This window comes from Chromobacterium subtsugae, from assembly GCF_035919665.1.
In the GTDB taxonomy this organism is placed as follows: Bacteria; Pseudomonadota; Gammaproteobacteria; order Burkholderiales; family Chromobacteriaceae; genus Chromobacterium; species Chromobacterium subtsugae.
In genome coordinates, this window is record NZ_CP142381.1 from 690,241 (window position 1) to 713,393 (window position 23,153).

The following is a 23,153-nucleotide window of genomic DNA, read 5'->3' on the forward strand; positions in this document are numbered from 1 at the left end:
CTGACATCCATCATCAACATGTCATGAAGGGCGCGGCCAAAGATGCGCTATCTATACCGTTTGTACCCGTGGTTGTTTCAACGCGAACGCGCCGCCGGCTGCCGCCTTGGCCTGCGCCGGCAATGGGAGGCGGCGGCGAGGCGCGTCATCTTGTGACGGGGCTGGGCGCGGCCGCCTCCAGGCCGCGCAGGCCGTCGGGACGGGGAATCCGTCCGGCCGCCAGCGCGCCGCTCAGCGAGAGCAGCGCCGCCAGCGCCATGCCGTACAGCAGCGCCTGGCCCAGGTCCGCGCAGCGGCCGGCGACCAGCGCCGCGCCGGCGGTGCCTACCAGAGCCCCGGCCTGGCGGATGGCGTTGAGCACGGCGGACGCGGTGCTGCCCATTTGCGGCGGCGCGCTCTCCAGCACTGTCGCCGTCATCGGCGCGATGGCCAGCGCGGTGCCCAGCGCCAGCGGCAGCATCGCCGCCAGCAGCCAGGGCAGGCCGAGGCGGCTGGCCAGCGCCAGCAGCAGGTAGCCGGCGGCGGCCAGCAGCAGGCCGTCGCGGATCTGGCGGCGCGCGCCCATCCTGGGCAGCAACCGCCCGGCGGCGATATTGCCGGCGGTCAGGCACAGCGCCAGCGGCAGCAGCGCCAGTCCCGCCCGCAGCGCGTCCATCCGCAAGCCTTGCTGCAGATACAGGCTGAGCAGCAGCAGGCTGCCGAAGTAAGCGGCGCCGATGGCGAAGCCCACCCAGTTGGCGGCGGCGAAAGCCGGATGGCGGAACAGTTGCGGCGGCACCATCGCCTGCGGATTGCCGCGTTCAAGCAGGCAGAACAAGCAGGCCGAGGCGGCGCTGGCGGCCAGCAGCGCCGGCAGCTGCCAGCCGCCGGCCAGGCGCGGGCCTTCTATCAGCGCGCAGCTGGCCAAGAGCAGCGTCAGCATGCCGGACAGCTGGCCGGGAACATCAGGTCGGCGTCCGGGCGCGGGCGGCTGGGCCGGCACCGCGCGCGCGGTGGCCAAGAGCGCGGCCAGGCCCACCGGCACATTGACCAGAAACGCGCCGCGCCAGCCCAATGGCCCCAGGATCAGCCCGCCCAGCACCGGCCCGGCGGCGGCCGCGGTGGCCACCAGCCCGCCGAAGACGCCCACCGCGCGCGCGCGTTCGGCCGGTTGCGGGAAGGCATGGCGCAGCAGGCCCAGCGAACTGGGCATGAATAGCGCCGCCGCCATGCCCTGCAGCAGGCGGGCGCCGATCAGCAGCTCCACATTGGCGGCCAGGCCGCACAGCAGCGAGGTCAGCACGAACAGCCCCAGTCCCCAGGCGAACACCTTGCGCGCGCCCAGGCGGTCGGCCAGCCAGCCGGCGCTGAGCATCAGGCCGGCGAAGGTCAGCACGTAAGCGTCCACTACCCAGGTGAGCTGGCTGAGGCTGGCGTGCAGGCCGCGCTGCAGCTCGGGCAGCGCCAGGTTGACGATATTGGTGTCCAGTATCGCCATGAACATGCCGGCGCTGAGCGTCAGCAGGGCCGGCAAGCCGGCTTGCGGGTGGGAATGGTGGGGCATGGGAGGATCCGCGCAAAGTCAAGACAGGCAGATGCTAGGCGATAACGTGATGCGAAAAAATAGACAATTATGATGAATGGTGATGCAATTTTGCATTTTCTTACTGGGGCGGGATCCGCATGAATTGGGACAACGCGCGTTACTTCCTGGCGCTGGCGCGCGCCGGCACCTTGCGTTCCGCCGCCTTGCGCCTGGACGTCGACCAAGCCACCGTGGGGCGGCGCTTGCAGGCTTTTGAAGAGGAAATCGGCAGCCGGCTGTTCCTGCGCATGCCGCAGGGCTACCAATTGAGCGAATCCGGCGCGATGCTGCTGGCCGACGCCGAACGGATGGAGGCCGCCGCCGACGCCTTCAGCCGCAAGGCCGCGCACAGCGACCGCCAACTGGCCGGGCCGGTGCGCATCGCCGCCACCGACACCGTGGCCGAAGCCTTCGTCATTCCGGCGCTGGCGGAGCTGTCGCGGCGGCACCCGGAGCTGGAGTTCACGCTGCTGACCGGCTTGTCGCTCAGCGATGTGGCGGCCGGCGAGGTGGATTTCGCCATCCGCAGCCTGCGGCCGGACAAGGGCGAGGTGCTGGTGCGCAAGCTGGCCGCCATCGACATGAGCCTGTATGCGTCGCCGGATTACCTGGCGCGGCGCGGGCGGCCGCTGCCCGGCGACGGCTTCGCCGGCCACGAGCTGCTGATGTTCCCGCGCGACACCGTGCCGCGCCATTGGCAGCGGCTGTGCGGCGAAAGCGTGGACCAGGCGCGCATCGCGCTGCAGGCCAATTCGCAGTTGGCCCTGCGGCAGGCGGCGTTGGCTGGCATGGGCATCGCCATGCTGTCCTGTTTCCTCGCGGATCAGGACGCCGGGCTGGAGCGGGTGTGGCCGGAGCGGACCGATCCGGTGGACATGTGGCTGGTGCTGCATCCCGATTTGCAGCGGGTGGCGCGGGTGCGGGCGGCGGTGGAGGCCATCGCCGAGGCTTTCCAGGCGGGCGCCGCGCGCGGCGGCGGATAAAAAAAGCGCCCCGTTGCCGGGGCGTGGGGAAGTGCACAAGAAAGCTCGGGGGAGGATCAGCGATTCGGAAGCTCTGCAGTACGGTCAGCAGGCTGGTCAGGTTGTCAGCGATGCCGCCTTGCGAGACTTTTTCGGTGCCGGCGGCGGCCATGGTGTTTATGCTGTAGATCTGCATCACGCCCATATTGGCGGCGGCTTGGGCCAGGGTGTTGCCGTTATCCACGGCTGATTGTCAGTGTTGCTGAATGGACGGAGGGGTATGCGGCTTGTGAAGGTTGGCCGCGTCAGCTTGCACGGCGTTGGCCACAGATACCTGTCGTGCCGGCCGCTGCTGCGACTTCCTTTGTTTCTGGGCTACTTGGGCTACTAGCGCCTGTCGTTGTTGGTTCAATGGGCTAAATTAAGCAGTTTTCCACCTTGCTTGCGCGCAAGGTTGAATAGATGGTTGGCTATCTGCGCCATCGCTAGCGGGCTATTCGGTTTCAAGCTATTGGCCATGGGCTGCATGGCAGCAAGCCGTCGCTTGGATAGGATCTTGCGGCCTTCCCGCAGTTTGGGAATGGCCTGTTGCTCTGCTTCTTGCACTTGCAAGGCTTTGGACGAGCTAGTCTGGATCGTTCTCAGGATGTTTTCACGCGGGAGCCCGCCTTGGTCTAATGCCTTCCGGCGTTTGTTAGAAGTCTGGACAGTCTTGGCATGTAAGGGGTTACGTATGATATTTCTCCGGAGAATATGAGTGTGAAAACAGCCCGCGCAGCGAGCTGGCAGGCTGTTTATTGGAACATAGGGGAAGGGTGAGCTTGAAGAGTCAGGCGATGGCCGGTGCCTGGAACAATGTTTGCTCTGCTTGTCGGCGCCGCAGCAGGCCGGTCACGACTTGGCCGCCAGCCCGGTCCCAGCGCGGAAACTGCGCGGCGGCACCGGCGTAGTCGCCTTGGTTCAGCAGGCGCAGCAGGGTTGAGCTTTGCAGATTGGCTAGGCCCAAGTTGTAGCTGAAGCTGACCAGCGCGGAGAACTGGTTGGCGTTCAGCGGCACGGTCACCGCTTTGCCGACGCCGGTTTCGAAGGTTTGCAGATCGGCGGCCAGCAACTGGTCGGCCTGTTGCTGGGTGATGGTTAGGCCCTTTTTCACTTCGGGGCCGGTATGGCCGTAGCCTATGGTCCAGACGCCCACAATGTCCTGATAGGCGGTAAGGCGGACGCCCTCGAATTGTTTGATCAGGCTGATGCCGGCTGCGTTGGTTTTCATGGCGTTTTCTCCATTTGAGGGTGATCGGGGTGCTATCCCGCCGCGTGGGGCGCGGCGGGCTCGTCTTTCTCCGGCGGCGCCAGCCATTGCTGCAGGTTTTGCGCCAGCGCCGGCGACAGTTCGCTCAGCGTCTGCTGCAACATCTCCAGTTTTTCGTCCCAGTCCTTTCGTCCGCCCTGGACGGCGGCGTTGAGCGCCAGCAGCGCGTCGCCTTCGCCCCGCGTCTGCAGCAGAGAGCCCGCCAACTCGCCGGCCTGGCGCCGCAGCCCGGCGCTCCACTCCAGCTGCCAGAGCAGGTTTTGCCGGACGAATTCGGTGCAGACTTCGTCGCATTGGCGGTAGAAGGCCAGCAACGAGTCCGCGCCCGCGCGCGCGCGCCAGTCTTCGGTCCATTGCCGCTGCGCTTCCTGCTGCCATTCCGACAGCCGCTGGCCGCCGTCCAGCCAAGCCTTGAGCGCGCCTTTCCACTCCCGCTCATCGGGCAGGCCGGTTTGAGCCAGCCGCTGCCAGCTGTCATTCACGTTCTGGAGCCAGGCGGACAGGAATTGGGGATCCATGGCTTTCTCCTTCATTTGCGGGGGCTGTTCAGGCGGTCCACCATCGCGCGGACGGCAGACATCTGCGGCGCGCTCTTGGCGTAGTAGTCGGGGTTGCTTGGGTCTTTGCTGCTGTAGCCCCAGAAATCCCAGCAGCCCTGCGGGTTGCGTTTGGGATCGGTGCGGATCTGCGGGTACAGCACCACGATGCGGTTGCTGTCGGCGATCTCGTTGTAACCGGTGGTGGCGTAGAAGCGGTTGCCGATGCGGCTGTCTTCCTGAGTGCAGCCATGGAAGGCCACATGCACGCGACAGCTGTCCTTGGCGCAGGCGGCCGGGATGTAAACGTGGCCGATGTCGGACAGCCCTGTATACCCTTTCTTGGAGAACTCTGTCTGGTCGAAATCCTTCAGTTGGCCGGACAGTTTGGCGGCGGGCGGCTTCAACTGGCCGTACAGCTGGCGCAGGATGTCCTGCGACTGGACGAAGCCGCAGTTGTTGAGATTGGGCGCGGCGTTGGCCGGGCATTTCAGGTCCGAGGCGTTGGCGGTGATCAGCGCGTGGCCGGCGTTGATGTTGTCCACGTAGCGGACCTGGGCGTCCGGCACGCCGGCGCTCTGGTAAAAGGCCCGGGTCTGCGCCACCACTTTGGGCAGTACGATGCTGTCCGACGCGCCGGTGAAGATGTACAGCCGTTGGCGCTTGATGTTGTCCACCGGATCTATCAGGCCCTGTTTGGCGAACTGCTGCGCCGCCTGCCAGGCCGCCGCGCCGGACGGAGCCGCGCCCAGCGGGCGCATGCATTGGCTGGTGGCGGTCATCAGGAAGCGTTCCGGGCCGTTCAGGCTGCCCAGGCCGGCGCAGTAGAACGGCCCGCCGGCGACGATGCCGGCGCCGGCTACGCGGGCGGAGTTGGCCACGCTGAACTGCGCGGCCATGAAAGCGCCGGAAGACAAGCCGGACACGGTGTTCTGCTTGGCGTCCGCGCCCAGGGCGAGCAGCGGCGCGGCGGCATGGGCCAATCCGCTGGCGATGAAAATCAGCGCAACGGGCATGCCGCGCTTGAAGAAGGTAAGGCGCATGGTGGTTCTCCTGGTGTTGACGGTCTATTTGTTCAGCTTTTGCAGCTCGTTGATGCCGGACCAGCCGACGAAAATCAGCCCTAGCTCGGTGGCGCCGAAGGAGTAGGGCAGCCCGGCCAGAATGCCCATCGCCAGCCCCTTGGCCAGCGCCATGCCGGCATCGTCCTTGTCCACCCACATCTGCGTCAGCGCCGCGCTGGCCATGGTGAGCAGCAACAACAGCAGGCCGGTCAGCAGGAAGAAGCGGATTTTGTCCGGCAGCGCCATCGCCTTGGCCATGTCCAGCAGCATCACATCCCACAATTTGTCCGCGGCCAGCGCCACGATGGCGGATAGCAAATGCACCGGGCTTTTGCCCAGTTCCGGAATGCTGCCGCGCAAGAGACCGGTCGGCGGGGCGGTGTTGTTGTCCTGATCGGCGGGGTCCATGAGGGCATCTCGGTTGATGGCGCGCGCGGCGAACACCAAGCCGCGTGGCAGGTGTTGATGGGACGGCGATGGAGGCCAGTCGTGAATAGTGTCGAGGCTGGAGTCAGGTAGGCCTCGCGAACAATACTTTGCGGCATACCGTGTGGGCGAGGGGGAGGATGGACGTGTCTGCAAGAGAGGAGGAGTCGCCTAGATCGCGGGCATGGCCCGGAGCCAACTCGCGCTAGCTGGTGGTCACCGAGAAGTCTGAGTTTGGCATCATCTCGCCGATTGGGGCTGTGGCATTTCGTAGCGTGGGTTGGCCAAAGGCCATACCCGCAGAATGTATCGGGATACGGATAGTCGGAAGCGTGGCGGCGGGAGACGCAAGGGTGTTGAAGGGAGGTGATCGGCGCGGGGGTATGGCTAATTGGGTCCGCCCGTTCTCCCTACTTGTTTTGCGGTGATGATATTGTTTGGTCTGTCCCATTCCCCGTGGACACTAACTTAAGGTGGATAATCCCCACCAAGGAGCAGTGTTCATGATCAAGACCAGACGTACTTTCCCGGAGGCCCTCAAGCGCGAAGCGGTTGAGCAGGTACTTGCCGGCACCCCGTTACGGCATGTTGCCCAAGCCTTCGACATTACCGAGTCGCTGCTGGGCAAGTGGAAGCGTCAACTCCAAGACGCAGGACCCGATGCCTTCCCTGGCCGAGGCAAACAGACCGGTGAAGCCGCCGAGCTCAAGCGACTGCGGGATGAACTGGCCCGCGTTACCATGGAGCGCGATGTCCTAAAAAAGGCGCTCGCCATCTTCTCGCAACCCATGAAGTGAAATTCCGCGCGATTCAGGCGCTGTCGGACCGCTACCCGGTAGCCCCGATGTGCCAACTGTTTCGTGTGTCCCGCAGTGGCTACTATGCGTGGCTACACCGCCCACCTTCGGCGCGAGAGATGGCGAACCGACAACTACTACGTGAAATCCGGCTGGTGCATGCCGAGGTCAATGGTATTTATGGCCATCGGCGTATTCATGCCGAACTTCTTGCACAGGGCTTCGCCTGCGGGCGGCATCGCATCGCGGGCCTGATGCGGCGAAACGGTATCAGGGTTAGAACTCGTAAACATTGTCGACCCGTCAGTGGTGGTCAACACCTTCTACCCGTGGCGCCTAATCTGCTGCAGCGACAATTTGCTGCTGGTGGCGACATCAATCAGCGTTGGGTGTCGGATATGACCTATATCCGGACCGGTGAAGGGTGGCTGTACCTGGCGGTGGTGCTCGACTTGTACTCCCGGGCGATAGTGGGCTGGGCCATGCATCATCGAATGCAGCAAGAACTGGTGCATGCTGCCCTGACGATGGCAGTGGCGCGCCGCCAGCCTTCAGGAGAGGTGATTCTGCATTCGGACCGCGGGAGTCAGTACTGTGCCTTTGACTACCAGGCATTGCTGAAACGGCACGGAATGGTACCGAGCCACTCCCGCACCGGGAACTGCTGGGATAATGCAGCGATGGAGAGCTTCTTCCGTTCATTGAAGTCGGAACGTGTTTATCTGACCCACTACCGGAGCTACGAGGAGGCGCGTACGGATGTGTTTGATTACATCCGCTTTTACAATCACCAACGACGTCATTCAACCCTGGGGTATCTGACCCCGATTGAATTCGAACGCCGCCGTTCAGAGCTTAGTGCTTAACCCTCTGTCCATGGGGAGTGGGACAGACCAACCATCGGCTTCATCCAAAGCCTGCTCAAGTTGGCGGGTCTGGACTGGGACGTCCCCGACTACAGCACGCTATCCAGGCGGCAGCAGACGCTGCAGGTCAAGATTCCCTACCAGAAAAGCTCAGGCGCGCTGCATCTGCTGGTGGATAGCACAGGCATCAAGATGCTGGGCGAAGGTGAGTGGAAAACCAAGAAGCATGGCGCTGAATATCGCCGGCAATGGCGCAAAGTGCATCTGGGCATCGATGCGGAAACCCGGCAAATCCGCGCCATCGAGGTGACGGACAACCGCCAGGGCGATGCGCAAATGTTGCCTTCGCTATTGACGCAAATTCCGGCCGACGAGCCGATAGCCTGCGTGAGCGGCGACGGGGCTTTCGATACCAAGGCATGCCATGAGGCGATTGCCGCACGAGGCGCGATCGGGTGCATTCCGACCCGCAAGAATGCGAGGCCATGGAAAGGAAGTTCACTGGGTGTGCTGGCGTGGAATGAGATTCTGCGGGCGACCAAACGACTAGGCCGGGCGATCTGGAAGCGCTGGAGCGGCTACCATCGCCGCAGCTTGGTGGAAACCAAGATGTATTGCTTCAAACGGTTGGGTGAAAGGGTGACGGCCCGGCGTTTCGATGGTCAAGTGGCAGAGCTGCAAGTGCGCGCAGCCATCTTGAACCGCTTCAGCATGCTGGGCCGTCCTTGTACGGTGGCTGTGGCGTAAATCCGTTTAGGGAAAGGGGAACCTCGACCTGTTCAGGATTTATGCAACAGCGCCGTTTGGTGAATAGGGTCAATTATCCAGTCTGCCTGTGGCGATGGCCTGCAGGGCTTTTTGGTATGGCTCGGGTGAGACGCTGATATCACCGTAAAACGGTGTGTCATAGATCAGAATGATGGCTAGTACGATGGAGATGGATGAGGCCATTGCACAGGTTAGAAAGAAATGAATTCCTTTGCTTGGTACATGCATCATCCAGGCAAAAAATATCAGCAGGATTTCGCCGATTAAACAGATGCTCCATATTTCCAAAGGGATGGTCATGCTTTGATTGAACAGACGTGAATGGCGGCTGATATATAAATCGTTAAGTTGATTTTGAGCTTGACGTAGATATTCCATCTCCTTGGAATTAGAGGGGCTGACCGACGCCAATATTCGGCTGAGTTGCCCTAATGCAGAAGAGGCGACAGGAACGTCCTCTCCCTTTTGCTGTAGTTGCCATTCCTTATTGATCACGTCCATAAGGTAGCGTTGTAGGCCCAGGCCGATTCGAGGGGTGATCTGCGGCAGTCCTTGCGCGCTCAGCCGGTATAACGCGTTGGTTTGATTAGCCTCTCGCTCCGCCACCTCCACCGAATTGTCAAAATGCGTGATGGCGCGTACAAGCAGCGCTGCGATGATCAACCCGTAGAAAATGCCCACTACAGCGATAATGACACCCACTTCATCACTTTGTTGTTCCGTAATGTGGTGAGGGATGAATGTACGCATCAAAAAATAGATGGCGATAGATAGCGTGCAGCCAGTCGCGGCCCAGGCTGCGATCTGAACTGCGGATGGCATGGATATGAATTGAAGGAGCATGGGATTCATCCTGGCATTCCTCTGTATGGCTGCAGAGCAAGCGGGGAAAAGCCGCTCCTAGTGGAAATGGGAGCGGCAAAGGCGTAAAAATTAAGGCATGGCAGGTTAGCCGCCCACGGTAATCGGGGTCATGGCCATGTCCATGTTTTTGCTGAAGGCTTGCAGCAGCATCTTGATACCGTCCGGCAAGGGTTGTTGCTCCGCCTTGACTTCAACGTGATAGCGGGCGTCGTTGCTCTTTTGATAGCTCTGCGTGTCGGAATGGGAGTTGGAGGAGTCGTAAGCCACCGAGCCCTTGACCTCCACGCTGAAGCAGCCCCAGCCAGCCTTGGCATCCCAGGTCGAGTCCACGTGCAATTTGGAGGACGAGTCGTCAGTGGTTTCGTGGGTATAGCTGGACTTCACTTCCATGTCGAAGGTGATGTCCACCGAGGTCACTGCCATGGATGGGATCGGCATCATCGTCAGAATCGGGAAGTCCAGCGTCAGAGCGGAGTTGGCCGGGGTGACCTTGCCGTCTGTGCCGACTACCGGGCGTGTGCCGGCCAGTTCGATGGCCGCGGTAATCGGCTTGTAGCCTACCAGCTTGCCATTTTTGTCGGTGATGCGACTGAAACCGGTTTCCAGAATGTAGTTGGTCTGGGTCATGGCGAGGCTCTGCTGAGCCTCGGCGGCGGCTTGCAGCGGGCCGCCGATCAGCGACTTCATCGGAAGGCCGGAGAATTGCTGAGCCATGCTCAACAGGCCGCTATCAATGGATTCTGCCATTTGTTTTCCTTTCGGGTTGGGATTGAAGCGAGGGCAAGGCACCCCCGCTCTTCAGCACGCGAGCTGTTTTAGGTAGGCAGCTGGGCGTTCAGAAGCTTTTCATAAGCGGCGACGATACGCTGGTAGCCGGCAGGAGGTTCCAGGCTATGGATGACGATCTTGATTTCCGCGGTATTGGCGTCTTGCTGGTGCATCGAAACCATGACTTCAGGAGCCTCTGCATCCGTATCCGTGTCGCCGTGCTCCGCCTGTTCTGCGAGGGATAGATTGAGCGTGGTCAGCACTTCCACCCTTTCGATCATGAAACTCTTGAGCGGCAGCAGCGTGATCAGCGGCACTTGCACCTCATGGTGTTCTAGAGTCACCTGCCCGTCGCGGCTGACCTCTCTTGGCACATTCATGCCCACCATGCGCGCGGTCCAGGCACCTTCAGGGAAGTTCTGCGTATCGCCTTGTTCTTGATCGGGAATAAAGAACTGCTGCAGCTCTTCGATATGTTGGTTGCTGACGCTGCGTTGGGCTTCGATCACGGCTTTTTTCAGGCCGCTGACCAGGCCGCTTAGTTTTGCTGTCATCTTCAACTCCTGATGGAAGATTGGGTGTTGGCCGGCTGTTCATCACTTTGCAAAGCGCCAAGACGGAAAGCTCGACGCAGCGGAGCGGCTTGCTGCGGAGAGGCCGGTAGCTCGCTGCCCGCTAGACTGAGGACTTTGCTCGGCAAAGGCGTAGCCGCGGGTTGTAGGCGCTGGCCGGCATGCCGCCACAGTTGGGCTAGGCCGGTGATGAAGGCTGCGCTGATAAGGGCATCCGCCTGCTCCGGCAGTAGGTTGGGGCGCATGTTGGCAATGAGATGAATGGGCAATTGGGCGCATAGAGCGTAAGCAGCCGCGAGGCAGCCGGCGTCAGCCAAGGGCAGGCGAAGTTTGGCACCGCGTGGCAGCGGGATGTGCAAGGTATCCGGCAGCTTCAGGCTGTGCTGTTTTTGCCTTGGGGGGTCGAACAATACGGCGCAGCAACGCTCAAGCAGCAGCGACAGCAGTGCGGATTGAGCCAGGATCTCCTGGAGATTGGTGGCAAGACTCAACATGAGGTCTTTTCCTTGAGGGTATGGAATGAATCGGGGCCAGGGCACGATGGTCATGACTGGCTCATATAGATGGACGACCGGTCGCAGAGGGTGTGAATGCAGTCGCGGAAATTGGTGGCCCCTGCAGCTCAGGATGGCTGCGTGTCTAAGGCTGGCTGCTGAGCGGGATGGACTTGATATGCGTCCTGGATGCCGGCTGACTAGCCATTGCCTGGCCATGCTCACGCGCGCAGCGTGGGACGGTGAAAATGGCGCAATTAAGAGGCCGCCCGGACCCTTGGGTCGAGGCGGCCTGGACGGAGTAAAAGCAAATCTGAGCTATCGGTTAGTCCAGCGAAAGAGCCTTATTGTGGAGGCGCAGGAGTATGACCACAGCGGCAAGCCTGTCGGCCGTTGACTTGATGTGGGGAGGTTAAGGAACCAGCACCTGGACTTGGATGCCTTGATCCTGGATTAGCTGCCCTAGCAGTTTTGCGCCGCGCTCTGTTTCCAGATCCTTGAGGCGTTCTTCCTGGCTCTTCCCTTTGGTAGCTTGGCTTTCATCAAGCGTCAAATGATTGGCACCCCACATCATCAGCTTTCCGGCCGTAACGTTTTTTGCAGTTTTCAGAGAGTTGCCTATCATACTTGCGGCGTATTTATCGCGTACGCCCAGGCCCCAAGGCTCAACCACAGAGTGGATGCTGTGAGGCTTATACTGCGGAGCGATCTCGTCCAGTTTGGTCATCGTGTCCGTGGGTGACAGATCGCAAGCTACTACCTGTACCCCTTTGCCGATGCAAAGCGCGGCCAAGTCCAATAGATTGGGTTGGGCATCTTGCTTATTTAGACCTGTGAAGTAGCCACCACTGTCCAGCCTGTCTCGAGCTGCATCCCTGTCTAGATGCTCCTCCAGCATTTTCGAGATGGCAGCATTGAGCGTGTCGCCGTATTTTTTTGCGATGCCTTGATTGCCGCTCTTAGCGCTCGCTGGAAACTCGATGAAGAAAACCTTGACGTGGCCGTCATTAATCAATTCGCATGCCAACTGGCGTGCATTTGCCTTGGAATGGGTATCGGCTAGCGCGACCAATACGTTTTTATTCAACATTGCTATTGCTTGATCTTTTACCATTTTTACTCCATAGCCGGATGGGCGTTGTGTTGGTTTAGGCTTGTACCGTATTACTGGCCCACACGGCGCCATAAATCACCGCATTGCCATCGTTTTGCATGACCAGAGTGCCCATCGGGTGCCCATTGGTGCCGGAAGCCCAGATTGGTGTGTTGTTGACGTAAATCACCAGATTGCCGTCCTCCTGCATGATGCAATGGCCAGTGGGACCATTGCTGGCGGCGGCCCATAATGGGTGCGAGCCGCGGTAGAGGACGAGGTTGCCGTCTTGCTGGTAGATGAAGCGATACTGGCCATTGGCTGAGTCTATGTATTGGCCGGGTTGCAGGCTTTGTCCCGGGTGCAGGCGGTCGTTCTCGGATGGGACAACCGGCGGCAGGGTGAATGGAAGGCTCATGCGATGTCCTTTCTAGGATATGGGGTTGCGAGTTCTGGCTGTTTGCGTCGCCATTGTCTTAAGGGACGATGGGGACCGGGACTTGTGAGTGTCGGCAGGGTAAATGGCGTGGTTTGATGCGCGCTTTCTTGTATGCCGCATCTGGCCCGCCGAGCCCACATCATCACCATGCTTCGGCAGCTAAGGCGGGACTTTGCCGCTTATCAGACCTAGGTTGCCCTTCATCTCGGGGCCCGTTTTCGCTGGTGCATGGTTTTGTCAAACTCCTCTTGCAGTTAGGGGAGACTCTGACTGTCATGGCCGCCTCCCCCGTTGCGAGTGGTAAGGGGACGCAGTCAGATTGCTCAGGCGGCAGGCGCGGTGCGGCTGACTGCAAGGGGCCGGCAGCGATAACGTCCGGCCATGGCGCAGCAGGCCGGCTAGGCCGATGATGAGCAAGGCGGCTAAAACCGCGTCCAGGGACAGCGGCAATAGTGTCGGCAGCAGGGTGGCCATCGGATAAAGCCACAGCAGTAAGCTCATCAGGTAGGCAATGCCGAAGCCGCACAGTTCGAACCAGGGGAAGCCGCAGTCAAAGCGGAGCAGCAGTCGGACCAAAGCTCGCTCCAGCAGCGACGCAAGTAGCGCGCACAAGGCGAGGACGCCGGGCAAGGTCGCGGGGAAGAGACAGCTCATATCGCTGGCATCCTTTGATTCTCGACGGAATGGTTCAACCGTTGCTCGGCAGGACGGGTAGCAGATGCGGCCGCGAAGTCCGCCTCCAAGTGTTTGCGCAGCGCCTTGCGTAGCAGCTCCACCCGTTTGCGCGCCAGCGCCTCGTTGATGCCCAGCTGGCTGGCGATTTGCGAATACGGCAGGTCCTGCTCGAACTTCAGCCGGAACAGCAGCTGTTGTTCCGGTTTCAGGCTGGCAAGCGCGGCATCCATCCGGGCCAGCTGCTGTTTCAGCGACAGCTGCTGCTCCGGCGTGGGAGCGTTGCCGGCGTGGGCATGGACCGGGTCGCTGTCGAGGTCGGTATCGGTATCGATGACGCGGCTTTCCCGGCTTTTGCGGCGGACGAGGTCGAGGAAGGCGTGGTTCAGCGCCAGGAACAGGAAGCCGGCCAGGTTCTGCACCTTGTCCGGCGAGTGCTGCAGGTAGAGATGGACCTTGAGGGCGGTATCCGACAGCAGTTCGTCGGCGCGGTGCACATCGCCCTTGCACAAGTGCCGGGCTCGGCGTTGCAGCTTGGAATGGATTTCGCGCCAGACCAAGTCGAAGCGATGGCCTGGCGGGGGGGAGACAGTGTCTTGGTTTTGCATTTCGCCATCCGTTCATGACATTCGGGATTGCAGGATGGCGAGACGTGGCGGGCAAATCTGTTACGTTTGTGACATATGAATATATTTTTTCTTAAAAATATCCTGCAAACCTATCTGGCCTGAGAGGCGATTTGCCGCAGCCGAACCGGGTCGCACACCCGCAACGACTGGCGGTTGAGCTGGATCAGCCCGGCGTGCTGCCACTGTTTCAGCTGCGTGTTCAGCCGCGGCCGGCTGGCGTTGAGCATGGCGGCCAGAATGCTCTGGTTGACGGTGATCGGCAGAACGGGGCCATCCGGGCCGCCTTGGCCATGCCGTTCGATTTCCGCCAGCAGGTGCCGGGCCAGTCGGGCTTCCAGCCGATACAGGCAGACGGTTTCGACAAAGCTGCTGATGCGCTGCAGCCGCTTGCATAGCAACTGCTGGACGCGCGACATCAGCAACTGGTCGTCTTGCAGTTCGCGAAAATGCCGCCGGTGCAAAGACAGCAGCTGACAGTCGCGGCTAAGCTGGGCGGTGTAATTGCGCAGGCCGGGATACAGCAGCGCGCTTTCGCCTACCAAGTCGCCGGAACGGGAGTAGTCAATGATGACTTCATGCCCGTCCGGCTCTTGCAAGGTGTGGTAGACGCTGCCCTGCAGCACCAGGCCGATGAAGTCTTCCGGGTCGCCGCGCAGGAAAAGCAGCTTGCGTTGTTTGCCCTTGATCTGGGTGGCGTAGCGTCTGATATGGCGCAGCAGGCCGGCAGGCAGGTTTTCCAGCAGGGGGAATTCGTCCAGCCGGTAGGGCGGCGGCAGCGAATTCGAAACATCTGTGTGGCTGTGCATCTTGGTTTCCGCGGTTGAGCGTGGGGCGGGCCTCTCCGGCGATTGGGCGTGTGCTGTCGTCGGTATTTTCAGTGGGCGGCATTTGATGCAAAAACGGGCCGCGCAAGGAAATGTGAATGACATGATCATTTTTGCGGAGGCGGCAGGGAAGCCGCAGCAGAACGGGGAAAGGCGGAGACGCGCGCCGGCTGTCGAAAAGCGCGCTGCTGGCAAGCGCTTGACGGCTGGTGGCTTGGCTAATAAAATGCCCAGCTCTTGGAGGGGTTACCCCAGCGGTCAACGGGTCCGGACTGTAAATCCGGCGGCTAAGCCTTCGAAGGTTCGAATCCTTCTCCCTCCACCAGATACGAAAAAAAGCCAGGCGCGATGCCTGGCTTTTTTGCGTTTTCCGTCCGGCTCAGGTCGGGAACAGATGGCGGGCGTGGAAGCGCAGCTGCGCCTCGATGAAGCTGGCGACGAAGTAGTAGCTGTGGTCGTAGCCGGCGTGGCGGTTCAGCTCCAGCCGGCAGCCGCTGGCCTGGGCCGCGCGTTCCAGCGCTTCCGGCTGCAGCTGTTCGGCGAGGAAGGGGTCGGCCAGGCCCACGTCCACTCGCAGCGGCAGGCTGCAGCCGCGTTCGGCCAGCAGATGGCTGGCATCCCATTCCTTCCACCGGCTTTCATCGGCGCCCAGGTAGGCGGCGAAGGCCTTGCGGCCCCAAGGCGCCGCCGTCGGGCGGCAGATCGGGCTGAAGGCCGACGCCGACACGTAGTCCTGCGGCCGCTTCAGCGAGCAGATCAGCGCGCCGTGGCCGCCCATCGAGTGGCCGGCGACGGCGCGGCGGCCGTTGAGCGGGAACTGCGCTTCCAGCAACGCCGGCAGCTCGTCGGCCACGTAGTCGTACATCCGGTAGTGGCGGCTCCACGGCGCTTGCGTCGCGTTGAGGTAGAAGCCGGCGCCCTGGCCCAGATCATAGGCCGCGTCATCGGCCACGCCTTCGCCGCGCGGGCTGGTGTCGGGCATCGCCAGCGCGATGCCCAGCTCCGCCGCCACTCTTTGCGCGCCGGCCTTGTGGCTGAAGTTTTCGTCAGTGCAGGTGAGGCCGGACAGCCACAGCAGCAGCGGCACCTTGCCGTACCGCGCCGCCGGCGGCAGGTAGATGCCGAAGCGCATGTCGCAATCCAGCATGGCGGAACGATGCCGCCACTGTTGTTGCCAGCCGCCGAAGGCCTGGTTCTCGCTGATTTTCTCCAGCATCAGACCGCGTCCTGGCCGGCCGGGCGGTAATGGATCACCGAACGGATGCTCTTGCCCTCGTGCATCAGCTCGAACGCTTCGTTGACGTGCTCCAGCGGCATGGTGTGGGTGATGAAGTCGTCCAGGCGGAATTCGCCTTGCAGATAGCGTTCCACGTATTCCGGCAGCTCGGTGCGGCCGCGCACGCCGCCGAAGGCGCTGCCGCGCCACACCCGGCCGGTGACCAGCTGGAACGGGCGGGTGGCGATTTCCTGGCCGGCGCCGGCCACGCCGATGATTACCGACTCGCCCCAGCCCTTGTGGCAGCACTCCAGCGCCGCGCGCATCACCTTGACGTTGCCTATGCATTCGAAGGAGAAGTCGACGCCGCCGTCGGTCATCTCCACGATCACGTCCTGGATAGGCTTGTCGAAATGACCGGGGTTGACGCAGTCGGTGGCGCCCAGCTTCTTCGCCAGCTCGAACTTGCCCTCGTTGATGTCGATGCCGATGATGCGGCCGGCGCCGGCCATGCGCGCGCCGATGATGGCGGACAGGCCGATGCCACCCAGGCCGAAGATGGCCACGCTGTCGCCGGCCTTGACCTTGGCGGTATTGACCACCGCGCCCATGCCGGTGGTGACGCCGCAGCCCAACAGGCACACTTCCTCCAGCGGCGCGGCCGGGTTCACCTTGGCCAGCGAGATTTCCGGCAGCACCGTGTATTCGCTGAAAGTGGAGGTGCCCATGTAGTGGTAGATGGGTTGGCCGTTCTTGGAGAAGCGGGTGGTGCCGTCCGGCATCAGGCCCTTGCCTTGGGTGGCGCGGATCTTCTGGCACAGATTGGTTTTGCCGGACAGACAGAACTTGCACTCGCGGCATTCCGGCGTGTAGAGCGGGATCACGTGGTCGCCCACCGCCACGCTGCTGACGCCGGGGCCGATCGATTCGACGATGCCGCCGCCCTCATGGCCGAGGACGCAGGGGAAGATGCCTTCCGGATCGGCGCCGGACAGGGTGAAGGCGTCGGTATGGCAGACGCCGGTGGCCACCATTCTCACGCGCACCTCGCCGGCCTGGGGCGGCTGCACTTCGATTTCCTCGATGCTCAAGGGCTGGCCGGCGGCCCAGGCCACGGCGGCTTTGCAACGGATGACGGACGGGCTCATGCGGGATTCCTTTTTTCTAGCGGGATGTCGGGCGGCCTGCGCCGCGCAATCGGCCATTGTATTTTTCTCTTCGGCATTCATAATCGGGCCAATCGGTAAATGATTTTTTCCATGGGGAAATAATGGCGGCTTGGGAAGGCATCCAGGAATTCGTGGCGGTGGCCGACAGCGGCAGCTTCACCCAGGCGGCGCGGTTGCTGGGGATCTCGGTGGCGCAGGTCAGCCGCCAGGTCAGCCAGTTGGAGGCGCGGCTGGGCGCGCGTCTGCTGTACCGCACCACCCGCCAGCTCAGCCTGACCGAGGCCGGCGGGCTGTATCTGACGCACTGCCGCCAGCTACTGGAATCGTTGGCCGAGGCCGAGCAGGCGGTGTCGCGGCTGCAGGCGGCGCCGCAGGGCAAATTGAAGCTGACCGCGCCGCTGGCTTACGGCCAAAGCCATATCGCGCCGCTGCTGCTGGATTTCATGCAGCGCTACCCGCAGCTGGAGGTCGGCCTCAATCTGTCCAACCAACTGCAGGACCTGGTGCACGACGGCTACGACCTGGCGATACGGATAGGCCATCTGACCGATTCTTCCTTGATGGCGCGCCGGCTGTCGCAGCGCCGCCACCACATTTGCGCGGCGCCGGCCTATCTCGCGCGCCGCGGCGCGCCGGCGCGGCCGCAGGATTTGGCCGGCCACGACTGCCTGCTGCTGGGCCAGGATAGCTGGCATCTGCAGGCGGGCGGCAAGCGCCAGGCGGTGCGGGTGCGCGGGCCGCTGCGCTGCAACAACGCCCAGGTGCTGGCCGACGCCGCGCTGCGCGGCATGGGGCTGGCGCAGCTGCCCGATTATTACGTGGCGGCGCATCTGGCCAGCGGCGCGCTGGTGGAGGTGCTGGCCGATTACGCCGAACCGGAGGAGGGCATCTGGGCGCTGTATCCGCACAACCGCCAGCTCAGCCCCAAGGTGAGGCTGCTGGTGGATTTCCTGGCGGCGGCGCTGGCGCCGGCCCGGCCATAGAGTCCTTGCCAAGGCGGCGAGCGGCGACAATAATCGCGCATTCTTTTGCGGAGCGATGGCGATGGTGATAGCGGAATCCAGGGTGGAATGCATGGTGGTGCATCGGGTGGGCAACCCGACGCGCGGCGAGCCGCTGCAATTGTCTGAGCGCACCACTTCGGTCGACGAGGCGGTGTCGGGCATGCTGCTGGACGGCTATCTGAAGGGCATCGTCTCCGATCGCAAGAAACATCAGTTCGTCCATGAGACCGATCTCAACCTGAACGAGATCTACCACTACACGCGGCAGTTCTTCCGCGGCGAGATCGATTTCCTGGCGGTGTCGCAGCGCATCGCCAAGCATTTGTACGGCCGCTCGCAGCACCCCAACATCAGCGCCGGCGACCTGCTGATCATCGAATTCTCCGGCCTGTCCGACGGCGACCGCGACATGCGCGCGCTGGGGGTGTTCAAGTCGGAAATCCGCGACGATTTCCTCACCATCATCGACGGCGCCGGCGTGTTCGACATCAGCCACGCCTCCGGCATCAATCCGCGGCTGATAGACAAGGGCGCGCTGATCCTGGAGCACGGCCCGACGGTGTACGCAGTGGACCGCCTCAGCCGCGAGGCCAAGTTCTGGCTGGACGATTTCCTGAAGGCGCTGCGGGTGCCGGACAAGGCGTCCAGCAGCAAGATGCTGGCTAGCGTGGTGGAGCAGCTGAGCGGCGAGATCGAGGACCCGATGGAGCAGGCGCGCTTCAAGGACGAGCTGTTGACGCTGGTGGAGAGCCAGCAGGAGGAGGTGGCGGCCAAGTCGCTGACCGACGCCGCCGAGCGCTTCGTGCCGCGCGCGCAGGTGGAAGAGGCGCTGGGCAGCGCCGCCGAATCCTATGGCTTCGAGCTGGACGACGAGGCGAAGCTGCCGGCCAAGGGCATGGCCAAGCAGCTGGAAAAAACGCTGTCGCGCTACGGCGTCGGCCACGGCATCAGCGTGTTGTTGCCCTCCGGCATCACGCTGAAGAACATCCAGTCGGTCAACGACGGCGAAGGCGGACTCAGCCTGACGCTGTTCCTCAACAAGCGCGAAGGCTGAAGCGGCGCGATATCATGCCGGACGGCGGCGGTCATTCGACCGCCGCCGTTTTGTTTTCAGGACCCGGTCAGCCACAGCGCCAAGAGCGGCGCCAGGTTGAACACCAGAACCAGGATTTTATAGAGGCCGATGCCGCCGTAGTTGAGCAGCTCGAAAGCCGGCTCCGAAATCCGGAACCAGCGGCTGTGCAGCCGGTACAGCCAGGCGCGGCGGAAGAAAAACAGGCAGAACCACAGGATCAGGATGGCGTAGTGGATGGCGAGGCAACACAGCAGGACGTGTTCGAGACTGGCGCGGTTCATCGCAGGCTCCCGCTTGGCGAGTTGAATGGGATGCGGTTAGGCAATTTACATTAGCGCATAAGTCTATTATGATGCCGCTTCTTGAAAATAATGCTGATGTTTTTAAATAAAGATTGGCTTTTTGTGAATTGAATAATAAAGGCAAGCAATGAACTGGTACCTGTCCGCTCTGAAAAAATATTGCACTCTGAATGGCCGCGCGCGTCGCCGCGAATATTGGTTTTTCCAGCTGTTCCACACCATCGCCATCGCGCTGGCCATGGTGGTGGACATCGCCGTGCTGGGCAAAGGCATGCCGATCCTGACCGCCGTATACGCGCTGGCCACCATCCTGCCGGCCTGGGGCCTGCTGGTGCGCCGCCTGCACGACATCGGTCGCAGCGGCTGGTGGATGCTGATCAGCTGCGTGCCGCTGGTGGGTGGCATCATCCTGTTCGTGTTCACCGTGATGGACAGCCAGCAGGGCGAAAACCAGTTCGGCGCTTCGCCGAAAGCCGCCTGATCGTTCAGGCGCGCAGCAAGAAAAACCCGCCGGATGGCGGGTTTTTTCATGAGCGGGACACGTTCAGGACTGTAAGGCCAGCGTGCCGCTGCGGCCGGGGATTTCACCCATGATGACGCGGCCGCTGGGGAGCGCGGCGCGGTCCAGGCTGTTGAAGAGGTCCAGGCAGCTGACCAGCTGGTAGCTTTGCTCCTGCCAGCCTTGCAGCAGGCGCTCGAAGGTTTCGGCCAGACGCATGCCTTCCAGCTCGGCATGCAGCGTGTAGACGTGGCCGGTGTCCGGCGAGGTTTCGGTCAGCCGCAGCAGGTGTTCGTGGACATTGTCGTTGGTCAGGCCGTTCAGGCCGATCAGCTCGTCCAGCGTCGGCAGCGTGGTGGGCAGCTGCGGCACGCCCAGGTTGCGGCCGGCGGCGTCCACCGGCTGGAACGGGTGGGTGCCGCGGCCGTCGGACGCGTACAGCATGCCCAGTTCCTGCTGGTAAGCCAGCGCGGCGTCGTTGATCTGCCAGCCGGCGGCGCCGTGGGTGCGCGGCGGCTCGCCGAAGATTTCCTGAAAGCGGCGCGCCGCCTTATGCATTTCGGCGCGGGTCCACACCGCGTCTTCGCCGGCGACATGGTCTTGCCACTTGATGTGGTCCCAGCAATGAATGCCCACTTCGAAGCCGGCGTCGCGCACGCTTCTGAGCAGCGCGGCCTCGCGCTTGCCGATGTCGGGGCCCGGCAGCACGGTGCCGTACAGCAGGGTGCGGATGCCGTAGTGTTCGACGACCGAAGTGCGCGACACCTTGGACAGGAAGCCGGGGCGGAACACGCGCTTGATGGCGCGGCCGGTGTGGTCCGGGCCCAGGCTGAACAGGAAGGTGGCGTTCGCCTGGCGACGTTTGAGCATGTCCACCAGCAGCGGCACGCCTTCGCGGGTGCCGCGCCAGGTATCGACGTCTATCTTCAGGGCGAGTTTTTTCATTGTTGTGGCAGGTTCAAGTATTCGGAATCGCCGGCGAGTTTACCGTGTTGCGGACTTGCCGTGCGGTTTTCCGGCTGTCATCGCCAACACGGAGGCGATAAAGCCGCTCTTGGCATCGGTGTAGGCGGCGCGGTCGCCGCCGTGGGTGACCGCCAGCCGCCGTTTCAAATCGGCATAGTGTTCCGCAAGATGGCCGTCGGCGCGCAGCGCGTCGCGGAAGGCCAGCTTGTCGCGCCAAAAGTCCGAATCCAGCGCCACGGCATGCAGGTGAGCCTGACGCGGCGGCAGGACGGGCTGGGTGAAATAATGCCGGTCCGGCATGGCGGCGGCCATTTGCGGCTGGCGGTGGAAGCCGGCGGCGGCCAGCGCTGGGAAATACGGTTCGAGATCGTTTAGCTTCGGCAGCCCCAGCATGATGTCGATGACGGGTTTGGCGGCGAGGCCGGGCACCGCGGTGCTGCCGATGTGTTCGATCCGGCAGGCGCAGGCCAGCGGGCCGAGGGCGGACAGGATCCGCCGGCGTTCGGCGTGGAAGCGTTGTGGCCAGGCCGGGGTGTAGGGGGCGACGGCGAGGTCTGGAGCCATCGGCGTTGGCGGGACGGCGGAAGCTTAATGGGACGCCGGGGCGGCTGGCGAGTCGGCGAGAACCTTGTCCAGCACCTGCTTGTAGCTTTCCGGGATGCCCATGCTGCGCATCAGCTGGCGTATGAAGACATCGGGATGCTTGCAATAGAATGCCGATTCCTGATTGTTTTCCATCGGGCCTATCGCTTTCTTCATGTTTTCCAGCATTAGGCCGCCGGCCGGGATGGTTTGGCCGTTGAGGCGCACTTCCAGCTGGTAGCTGGCCAGCGGCAGTTGGTCGAAGGCCACGCTGATCTTCTCTTGATCGTTCGGGAAGGTTTTTTTGCAGGTGTCGAGCAGATACTGGGTGGGCCCCTGCAGAATCTGGAGCGGGAGCAAGGGATAGACAGCCAGCATTTCCTGGTACTGCTTGGCGCGTTTCTGGCCGCTGTCCTGGGGTTGCGCGGCGTCGGCTGCTTGGCCGGCGGAAGAGGCAAGCAGCGCCAGGGCGGCGCTCAGGCTGAGAATGAAGGTTTTCATGGCGTTCATGGAAAGAGACGGCTTTGGGAATGACGGCGCTGCCTGGACAGACGGCTGCCGGCATCGGGCTCGCCGTTCTGCGAAACCGCGGCCAACGCCCGGCGGGGGCCCGGCATTGGCTCGATCACTTACTCGGACAGGTCGCGGCTGGCGGCGACTTGGTCGCGGTAGTAGTCGTAGATGCCTTTGAGCGCGTCGGCCATGGTGACGGTCGGCTTCCAGTCCAGGTCAGCCATGGTGTTGCTGATCTTGGGCACGCGGTTCTGCACGTCCTGGTAGCCCTTGCCGTAGTAGGCGCCGGAGGTGGTTTCCTCTACCTTCACCTGATCGGCGTTGAGCTGGTATTCCGGGTAGACGCGGGCCAGGTCCAGCATCATTTGCGACAGTTCGCGGATCGAGTAGTTGTTGGCCGGGTTGCCGATGTTGTAGATCTGGCCGGAAGCCTTGCCGTCCTTGTTTTCGATGATCTTCATCAGCGCGGCGATGCCGTCGTCGACATAGGTGAACGCGCGCTTCTGGTGGCCGCCGTCAACCAGCTTGATGGTTTCGCCGCGCACGATGTGGCCCAGGAACTGGGTGATCACGCGGCTGGAGCCTTCCTTCGGCGTGTTGATGTTGTCCAGGCCGCCGCCGATCCAGTTGAACGGGCGGAACAGTGTGTAGTTCAGGCCTTCCTGCATGCCGTAGGCGTGGATCACGCGGTCCATCAGCTGCTTGGAGCAGGAGTAGATCCAGCGCGGCTTGCTGATCGGGCCGCAGATCAGTTCGGAGTTTTCCGGGTCGAACTCGTCGTCGTGGCACATGCCGTAGACTTCGGAGGTGGACGGGAACACCAGATGCTTCTTGTACTGCACGCACTGGCGGACGATGGGCAGGTTGGCCTCGAAGTCCAGTTCGAACACGCGCAGCGGGTTGTTGACGTAGGTGGACGGGGTGGCGATGGCCACCAGCGGCAGCACCACGTCGCACTTCTTCACGTGGTATTCGATCCACTCCTTGTTGATGGTGATGTCGCCTTCGAAGAAGTGGAAGCGCGGGTGGTCTTTCCATTCGGCCACGCGGTCATCGTGCATGTCCATGCCGTAGATGTGCCAGTCGGTGGTCTCGATGATGCGTTTGGTCAGGTGGTGGCCGATGAAGCCGTTCACGCCCAGGATCAGTACTTTTTTCATTGGGTTTTCCTCGTTCGCCC

Annotated in this window: 28 protein-coding genes, 1 tRNA gene and 1 pseudogene; 9 read left to right on the forward strand and 21 right to left on the reverse strand. The window is 62.4% G+C overall.

What is annotated here, in order from left to right:
- Positions 1 to 145: 145 nt before the first annotated feature.
- Positions 146 to 1,543, reverse strand: coding sequence for an MFS transporter (locus U6115_RS03410; protein ID WP_052258470.1), 1,398 nt, complete (start codon positions 1,541 to 1,543; stop codon positions 146 to 148).
- A gap of 119 nt (positions 1,544 to 1,662) precedes the next feature.
- On the opposite strand from U6115_RS03410, the gene U6115_RS03415 reads away from it, so the two are divergent.
- Both U6115_RS03415 and U6115_RS03420 read left to right on the forward strand, forming a co-directional pair.
- Positions 1,663 to 2,547, forward strand: coding sequence for a LysR family transcriptional regulator (locus tag U6115_RS03415; protein WP_043581475.1), 885 nt, complete (start codon positions 1,663 to 1,665; stop codon positions 2,545 to 2,547).
- A 31-nt stretch (positions 2,548 to 2,578) separates the two neighbouring features.
- Positions 2,579 to 2,776 carry a hypothetical protein gene (locus U6115_RS03420; protein ID WP_173427786.1) on the forward strand — a complete coding sequence of 66 codons (198 nt, stop codon included), beginning with the start codon at positions 2,579 to 2,581 and terminating at the stop codon, positions 2,774 to 2,776.
- Positions 2,777 to 3,355: 579 nt separating this feature from the next.
- On the opposite strand, the gene U6115_RS03425 is transcribed toward U6115_RS03420, so the two are convergent.
- The 4 genes from U6115_RS03425 to U6115_RS03440 are packed head-to-tail and all read right to left on the reverse strand — an operon-like array spanning position 3,356 to position 5,843.
- A complete protein-coding gene (locus U6115_RS03425; RefSeq protein WP_043581474.1) occupies positions 3,356 to 3,796 on the reverse strand; it encodes a lysozyme in 441 nt (146 codons plus the stop codon).
- Between the two features lie 32 nt (positions 3,797 to 3,828).
- Positions 3,829 to 4,353, reverse strand: a complete 525-nt coding sequence (locus U6115_RS03430) for a hypothetical protein (protein ID WP_043581469.1) — start codon at positions 4,351 to 4,353, stop codon at positions 3,829 to 3,831.
- Between the two features lie 11 nt (positions 4,354 to 4,364).
- Positions 4,365 to 5,414, reverse strand: a complete 1,050-nt coding sequence (locus U6115_RS03435; protein ID WP_043581466.1) for an extracellular catalytic domain type 2 short-chain-length polyhydroxyalkanoate depolymerase — start codon at positions 5,412 to 5,414, stop codon at positions 4,365 to 4,367.
- A gap of 24 nt (positions 5,415 to 5,438) precedes the next feature.
- Positions 5,439 to 5,843, reverse strand: coding sequence for a hypothetical protein (locus U6115_RS03440; protein WP_146008381.1), 405 nt, complete (start codon positions 5,841 to 5,843; stop codon positions 5,439 to 5,441).
- 521 nt (positions 5,844 to 6,364) lie between these two features.
- On the opposite strand from U6115_RS03440, the gene U6115_RS03445 reads away from it, so the two are divergent.
- From U6115_RS03445 to U6115_RS03455, 3 genes and pseudogenes are all read left to right on the forward strand, one after another.
- Positions 6,365 to 6,658, forward strand: coding sequence for a transposase (locus tag U6115_RS03445; protein ID WP_043580908.1), 294 nt, complete (start codon positions 6,365 to 6,367; stop codon positions 6,656 to 6,658).
- Positions 6,655 to 7,524: an IS3 family transposase gene (locus U6115_RS03450; protein ID WP_101527471.1), complete on the forward strand. Its 870-nt coding sequence runs from the start codon at positions 6,655 to 6,657 to the stop codon at positions 7,522 to 7,524. Before U6115_RS03445 ends, U6115_RS03450 begins: the two co-directional genes overlap by 4 nt.
- A 24-nt stretch (positions 7,525 to 7,548) precedes the next feature.
- A pseudogene (locus tag U6115_RS03455) lies at positions 7,549 to 8,271 on the forward strand (IS5 family transposase); the annotation flags it as partial.
- 69 nt (positions 8,272 to 8,340) lie between these two features.
- Here U6115_RS03455 and U6115_RS03460 read toward each other — a convergent pair.
- The 9 genes from U6115_RS03460 to U6115_RS03500 form a co-directional block, all read right to left on the reverse strand.
- Positions 8,341 to 9,144 (reverse strand): bestrophin-like domain, encoded by an 804-nt coding sequence (locus U6115_RS03460; RefSeq protein WP_043576783.1) that lies wholly within the window; start codon positions 9,142 to 9,144, stop codon positions 8,341 to 8,343.
- Between the two features lie 96 nt (positions 9,145 to 9,240).
- On the reverse strand, positions 9,241 to 9,903 hold the full coding sequence (locus tag U6115_RS03465; protein WP_197465999.1) for a DUF2589 domain-containing protein: 663 nt from the start codon (positions 9,901 to 9,903) through the stop codon (positions 9,241 to 9,243).
- 68 nt (positions 9,904 to 9,971) lie between these two features.
- Positions 9,972 to 10,478: a DUF2589 domain-containing protein gene (locus tag U6115_RS03470; protein ID WP_043576786.1), complete on the reverse strand. Its 507-nt coding sequence runs from the start codon at positions 10,476 to 10,478 to the stop codon at positions 9,972 to 9,974.
- A 2-nt stretch (positions 10,479 to 10,480) separates the two neighbouring features.
- A complete protein-coding gene (locus tag U6115_RS03475) occupies positions 10,481 to 11,044 on the reverse strand; it encodes a hypothetical protein (RefSeq protein WP_146008380.1) in 564 nt (187 codons plus the stop codon).
- 358 nt (positions 11,045 to 11,402) lie between these two features.
- Positions 11,403 to 12,104, reverse strand: a complete 702-nt coding sequence (locus U6115_RS03480) for a hypothetical protein (protein WP_146008379.1) — start codon at positions 12,102 to 12,104, stop codon at positions 11,403 to 11,405.
- A gap of 34 nt (positions 12,105 to 12,138) precedes the next feature.
- Positions 12,139 to 12,501: a hypothetical protein gene (locus tag U6115_RS03485; RefSeq protein WP_047238542.1), complete on the reverse strand. Its 363-nt coding sequence runs from the start codon at positions 12,499 to 12,501 to the stop codon at positions 12,139 to 12,141.
- A gap of 294 nt (positions 12,502 to 12,795) precedes the next feature.
- On the reverse strand, positions 12,796 to 13,176 hold the full coding sequence (locus tag U6115_RS03490; protein WP_043576795.1) for a hypothetical protein: 381 nt from the start codon (positions 13,174 to 13,176) through the stop codon (positions 12,796 to 12,798).
- On the reverse strand, positions 13,173 to 13,802 hold the full coding sequence (locus U6115_RS03495; RefSeq protein WP_047244271.1) for an RNA polymerase sigma factor: 630 nt from the start codon (positions 13,800 to 13,802) through the stop codon (positions 13,173 to 13,175). The genes U6115_RS03490 and U6115_RS03495 overlap by 4 nt, the downstream gene beginning before the upstream one ends.
- A gap of 110 nt (positions 13,803 to 13,912) precedes the next feature.
- A complete protein-coding gene (locus U6115_RS03500) occupies positions 13,913 to 14,629 on the reverse strand; it encodes a Crp/Fnr family transcriptional regulator (RefSeq protein ID WP_043576797.1) in 717 nt (238 codons plus the stop codon).
- A 257-nt stretch (positions 14,630 to 14,886) separates the two neighbouring features.
- Here U6115_RS03500 and U6115_RS03505 point away from each other — a divergent pair.
- Positions 14,887 to 14,972: transfer RNA gene (locus tag U6115_RS03505), tRNA-Tyr, on the forward strand.
- A 54-nt stretch (positions 14,973 to 15,026) separates the two neighbouring features.
- On the opposite strand, the gene fghA is transcribed toward U6115_RS03505, so the two are convergent.
- Both fghA and U6115_RS03515 read right to left on the reverse strand, forming a co-directional pair.
- The gene (fghA, locus tag U6115_RS03510; RefSeq protein ID WP_181243206.1) at positions 15,027 to 15,860 is read right to left on the reverse strand and encodes an S-formylglutathione hydrolase; all 834 of its coding nucleotides are present in this window, start codon (positions 15,858 to 15,860) and stop codon (positions 15,027 to 15,029) included.
- Between the two features lie 2 nt (positions 15,861 to 15,862).
- Positions 15,863 to 17,011 carry an S-(hydroxymethyl)glutathione dehydrogenase/class III alcohol dehydrogenase gene (locus U6115_RS03515; protein ID WP_043576799.1) on the reverse strand — a complete coding sequence of 383 codons (1,149 nt, stop codon included), beginning with the start codon at positions 17,009 to 17,011 and terminating at the stop codon, positions 15,863 to 15,865.
- A 122-nt stretch (positions 17,012 to 17,133) separates the two neighbouring features.
- Between U6115_RS03515 and U6115_RS03520 the strand changes: the two genes are divergently transcribed.
- Positions 17,134 to 18,015, forward strand: a complete 882-nt coding sequence (locus U6115_RS03520) for a LysR family transcriptional regulator (RefSeq protein ID WP_043576801.1) — start codon at positions 17,134 to 17,136, stop codon at positions 18,013 to 18,015.
- A 61-nt stretch (positions 18,016 to 18,076) separates the two neighbouring features.
- A complete protein-coding gene (locus tag U6115_RS03525; RefSeq protein ID WP_043577155.1) occupies positions 18,077 to 19,090 on the forward strand; it encodes a nucleoid-associated protein in 1,014 nt (337 codons plus the stop codon).
- Between the two features lie 56 nt (positions 19,091 to 19,146).
- Here the strand turns inward: U6115_RS03525 and U6115_RS03530 are convergent, their stop codons facing one another.
- A complete protein-coding gene (locus U6115_RS03530; RefSeq protein ID WP_043576802.1) occupies positions 19,147 to 19,392 on the reverse strand; it encodes a DUF6868 family protein in 246 nt (81 codons plus the stop codon).
- A 148-nt stretch (positions 19,393 to 19,540) separates the two neighbouring features.
- On the opposite strand from U6115_RS03530, the gene U6115_RS03535 reads away from it, so the two are divergent.
- Positions 19,541 to 19,894, forward strand: coding sequence for a DUF805 domain-containing protein (locus U6115_RS03535; RefSeq protein ID WP_043576804.1), 354 nt, complete (start codon positions 19,541 to 19,543; stop codon positions 19,892 to 19,894).
- 63 nt (positions 19,895 to 19,957) lie between these two features.
- Here U6115_RS03535 and U6115_RS03540 read toward each other — a convergent pair whose 3' ends face one another.
- The 4 genes from U6115_RS03540 to U6115_RS03555 form a co-directional block, all read right to left on the reverse strand.
- Entirely contained in the window at positions 19,958 to 20,857 is a 900-nt protein-coding gene (locus U6115_RS03540) for a 4-deoxy-4-formamido-L-arabinose-phosphoundecaprenol deformylase (protein WP_043576806.1), read from the reverse strand.
- Between the two features lie 39 nt (positions 20,858 to 20,896).
- Positions 20,897 to 21,442, reverse strand: a complete 546-nt coding sequence (locus tag U6115_RS03545) for a GrpB family protein (protein WP_043576809.1) — start codon at positions 21,440 to 21,442, stop codon at positions 20,897 to 20,899.
- Between the two features lie 24 nt (positions 21,443 to 21,466).
- A complete protein-coding gene (locus U6115_RS03550) occupies positions 21,467 to 21,961 on the reverse strand; it encodes a hypothetical protein (protein WP_146008378.1) in 495 nt (164 codons plus the stop codon).
- A gap of 128 nt (positions 21,962 to 22,089) precedes the next feature.
- Positions 22,090 to 23,133, reverse strand: a complete 1,044-nt coding sequence (locus tag U6115_RS03555; protein WP_047248609.1) for a bifunctional UDP-4-keto-pentose/UDP-xylose synthase — start codon at positions 23,131 to 23,133, stop codon at positions 22,090 to 22,092.
- Positions 23,134 to 23,153 lie beyond the last annotated feature (20 nt).

What these genes read in the sequence shown, in the direction of transcription:
- U6115_RS03500 (WP_043576797.1), bottom strand. Translation starts at nt 14,629, where the DNA reads ATGCACAGCCACACAGATGTTTCGAATTCGCTGCCGCCGCCCTACCGG.
- U6115_RS03545 (WP_043576809.1), bottom strand. Translation starts at nt 21,442, where the DNA reads ATGGCTCCAGACCTCGCCGTCGCCCCCTACACCCCGGCCTGGCCACAA.
- U6115_RS03540 (WP_043576806.1), bottom strand. Translation starts at nt 20,857, where the DNA reads ATGAAAAAACTCGCCCTGAAGATAGACGTCGATACCTGGCGCGGCACC.
- U6115_RS03475 (WP_146008380.1), bottom strand. Translation starts at nt 11,044, where the DNA reads ATGACCATCGTGCCCTGGCCCCGATTCATTCCATACCCTCAAGGAAAA.
- U6115_RS03555 (WP_047248609.1), bottom strand. Translation starts at nt 23,133, where the DNA reads ATGAAAAAAGTACTGATCCTGGGCGTGAACGGCTTCATCGGCCACCAC.
- U6115_RS03410 (WP_052258470.1), bottom strand. Translation starts at nt 1,543, where the DNA reads ATGCCCCACCATTCCCACCCGCAAGCCGGCTTGCCGGCCCTGCTGACG.
- U6115_RS03550 (WP_146008378.1), bottom strand. Translation starts at nt 21,961, where the DNA reads ATGAAAACCTTCATTCTCAGCCTGAGCGCCGCCCTGGCGCTGCTTGCC.
- U6115_RS03515 (WP_043576799.1), bottom strand. Translation starts at nt 17,011, where the DNA reads ATGAGCCCGTCCGTCATCCGTTGCAAAGCCGCCGTGGCCTGGGCCGCC.
- U6115_RS03485 (WP_047238542.1), bottom strand. Translation starts at nt 12,501, where the DNA reads ATGAGCCTTCCATTCACCCTGCCGCCGGTTGTCCCATCCGAGAACGAC.
- U6115_RS03440 (WP_146008381.1), bottom strand. Translation starts at nt 5,843, where the DNA reads ATGGACCCCGCCGATCAGGACAACAACACCGCCCCGCCGACCGGTCTC.
- U6115_RS03460 (WP_043576783.1), bottom strand. Translation starts at nt 9,144, where the DNA reads ATGAATCCCATGCTCCTTCAATTCATATCCATGCCATCCGCAGTTCAG.
- U6115_RS03490 (WP_043576795.1), bottom strand. Translation starts at nt 13,176, where the DNA reads ATGAGCTGTCTCTTCCCCGCGACCTTGCCCGGCGTCCTCGCCTTGTGC.
- U6115_RS03435 (WP_043581466.1), bottom strand. Translation starts at nt 5,414, where the DNA reads ATGCGCCTTACCTTCTTCAAGCGCGGCATGCCCGTTGCGCTGATTTTC.
- U6115_RS03520 (WP_043576801.1), top strand. Translation starts at nt 17,134, where the DNA reads ATGGCGGCTTGGGAAGGCATCCAGGAATTCGTGGCGGTGGCCGACAGC.
- U6115_RS03495 (WP_047244271.1), bottom strand. Translation starts at nt 13,802, where the DNA reads ATGCAAAACCAAGACACTGTCTCCCCCCCGCCAGGCCATCGCTTCGAC.
- U6115_RS03480 (WP_146008379.1), bottom strand. Translation starts at nt 12,104, where the DNA reads ATGGTAAAAGATCAAGCAATAGCAATGTTGAATAAAAACGTATTGGTC.
- U6115_RS03415 (WP_043581475.1), top strand. Translation starts at nt 1,663, where the DNA reads ATGAATTGGGACAACGCGCGTTACTTCCTGGCGCTGGCGCGCGCCGGC.
- U6115_RS03525 (WP_043577155.1), top strand. Translation starts at nt 18,077, where the DNA reads ATGGTGATAGCGGAATCCAGGGTGGAATGCATGGTGGTGCATCGGGTG.
- U6115_RS03425 (WP_043581474.1), bottom strand. Translation starts at nt 3,796, where the DNA reads ATGAAAACCAACGCAGCCGGCATCAGCCTGATCAAACAATTCGAGGGC.
- U6115_RS03465 (WP_197465999.1), bottom strand. Translation starts at nt 9,903, where the DNA reads ATGGCAGAATCCATTGATAGCGGCCTGTTGAGCATGGCTCAGCAATTC.
- U6115_RS03445 (WP_043580908.1), top strand. Translation starts at nt 6,365, where the DNA reads ATGATCAAGACCAGACGTACTTTCCCGGAGGCCCTCAAGCGCGAAGCG.
- U6115_RS03530 (WP_043576802.1), bottom strand. Translation starts at nt 19,392, where the DNA reads ATGAACCGCGCCAGTCTCGAACACGTCCTGCTGTGTTGCCTCGCCATC.
- U6115_RS03535 (WP_043576804.1), top strand. Translation starts at nt 19,541, where the DNA reads ATGAACTGGTACCTGTCCGCTCTGAAAAAATATTGCACTCTGAATGGC.
- U6115_RS03470 (WP_043576786.1), bottom strand. Translation starts at nt 10,478, where the DNA reads ATGACAGCAAAACTAAGCGGCCTGGTCAGCGGCCTGAAAAAAGCCGTG.
- U6115_RS03430 (WP_043581469.1), bottom strand. Translation starts at nt 4,353, where the DNA reads ATGGATCCCCAATTCCTGTCCGCCTGGCTCCAGAACGTGAATGACAGC.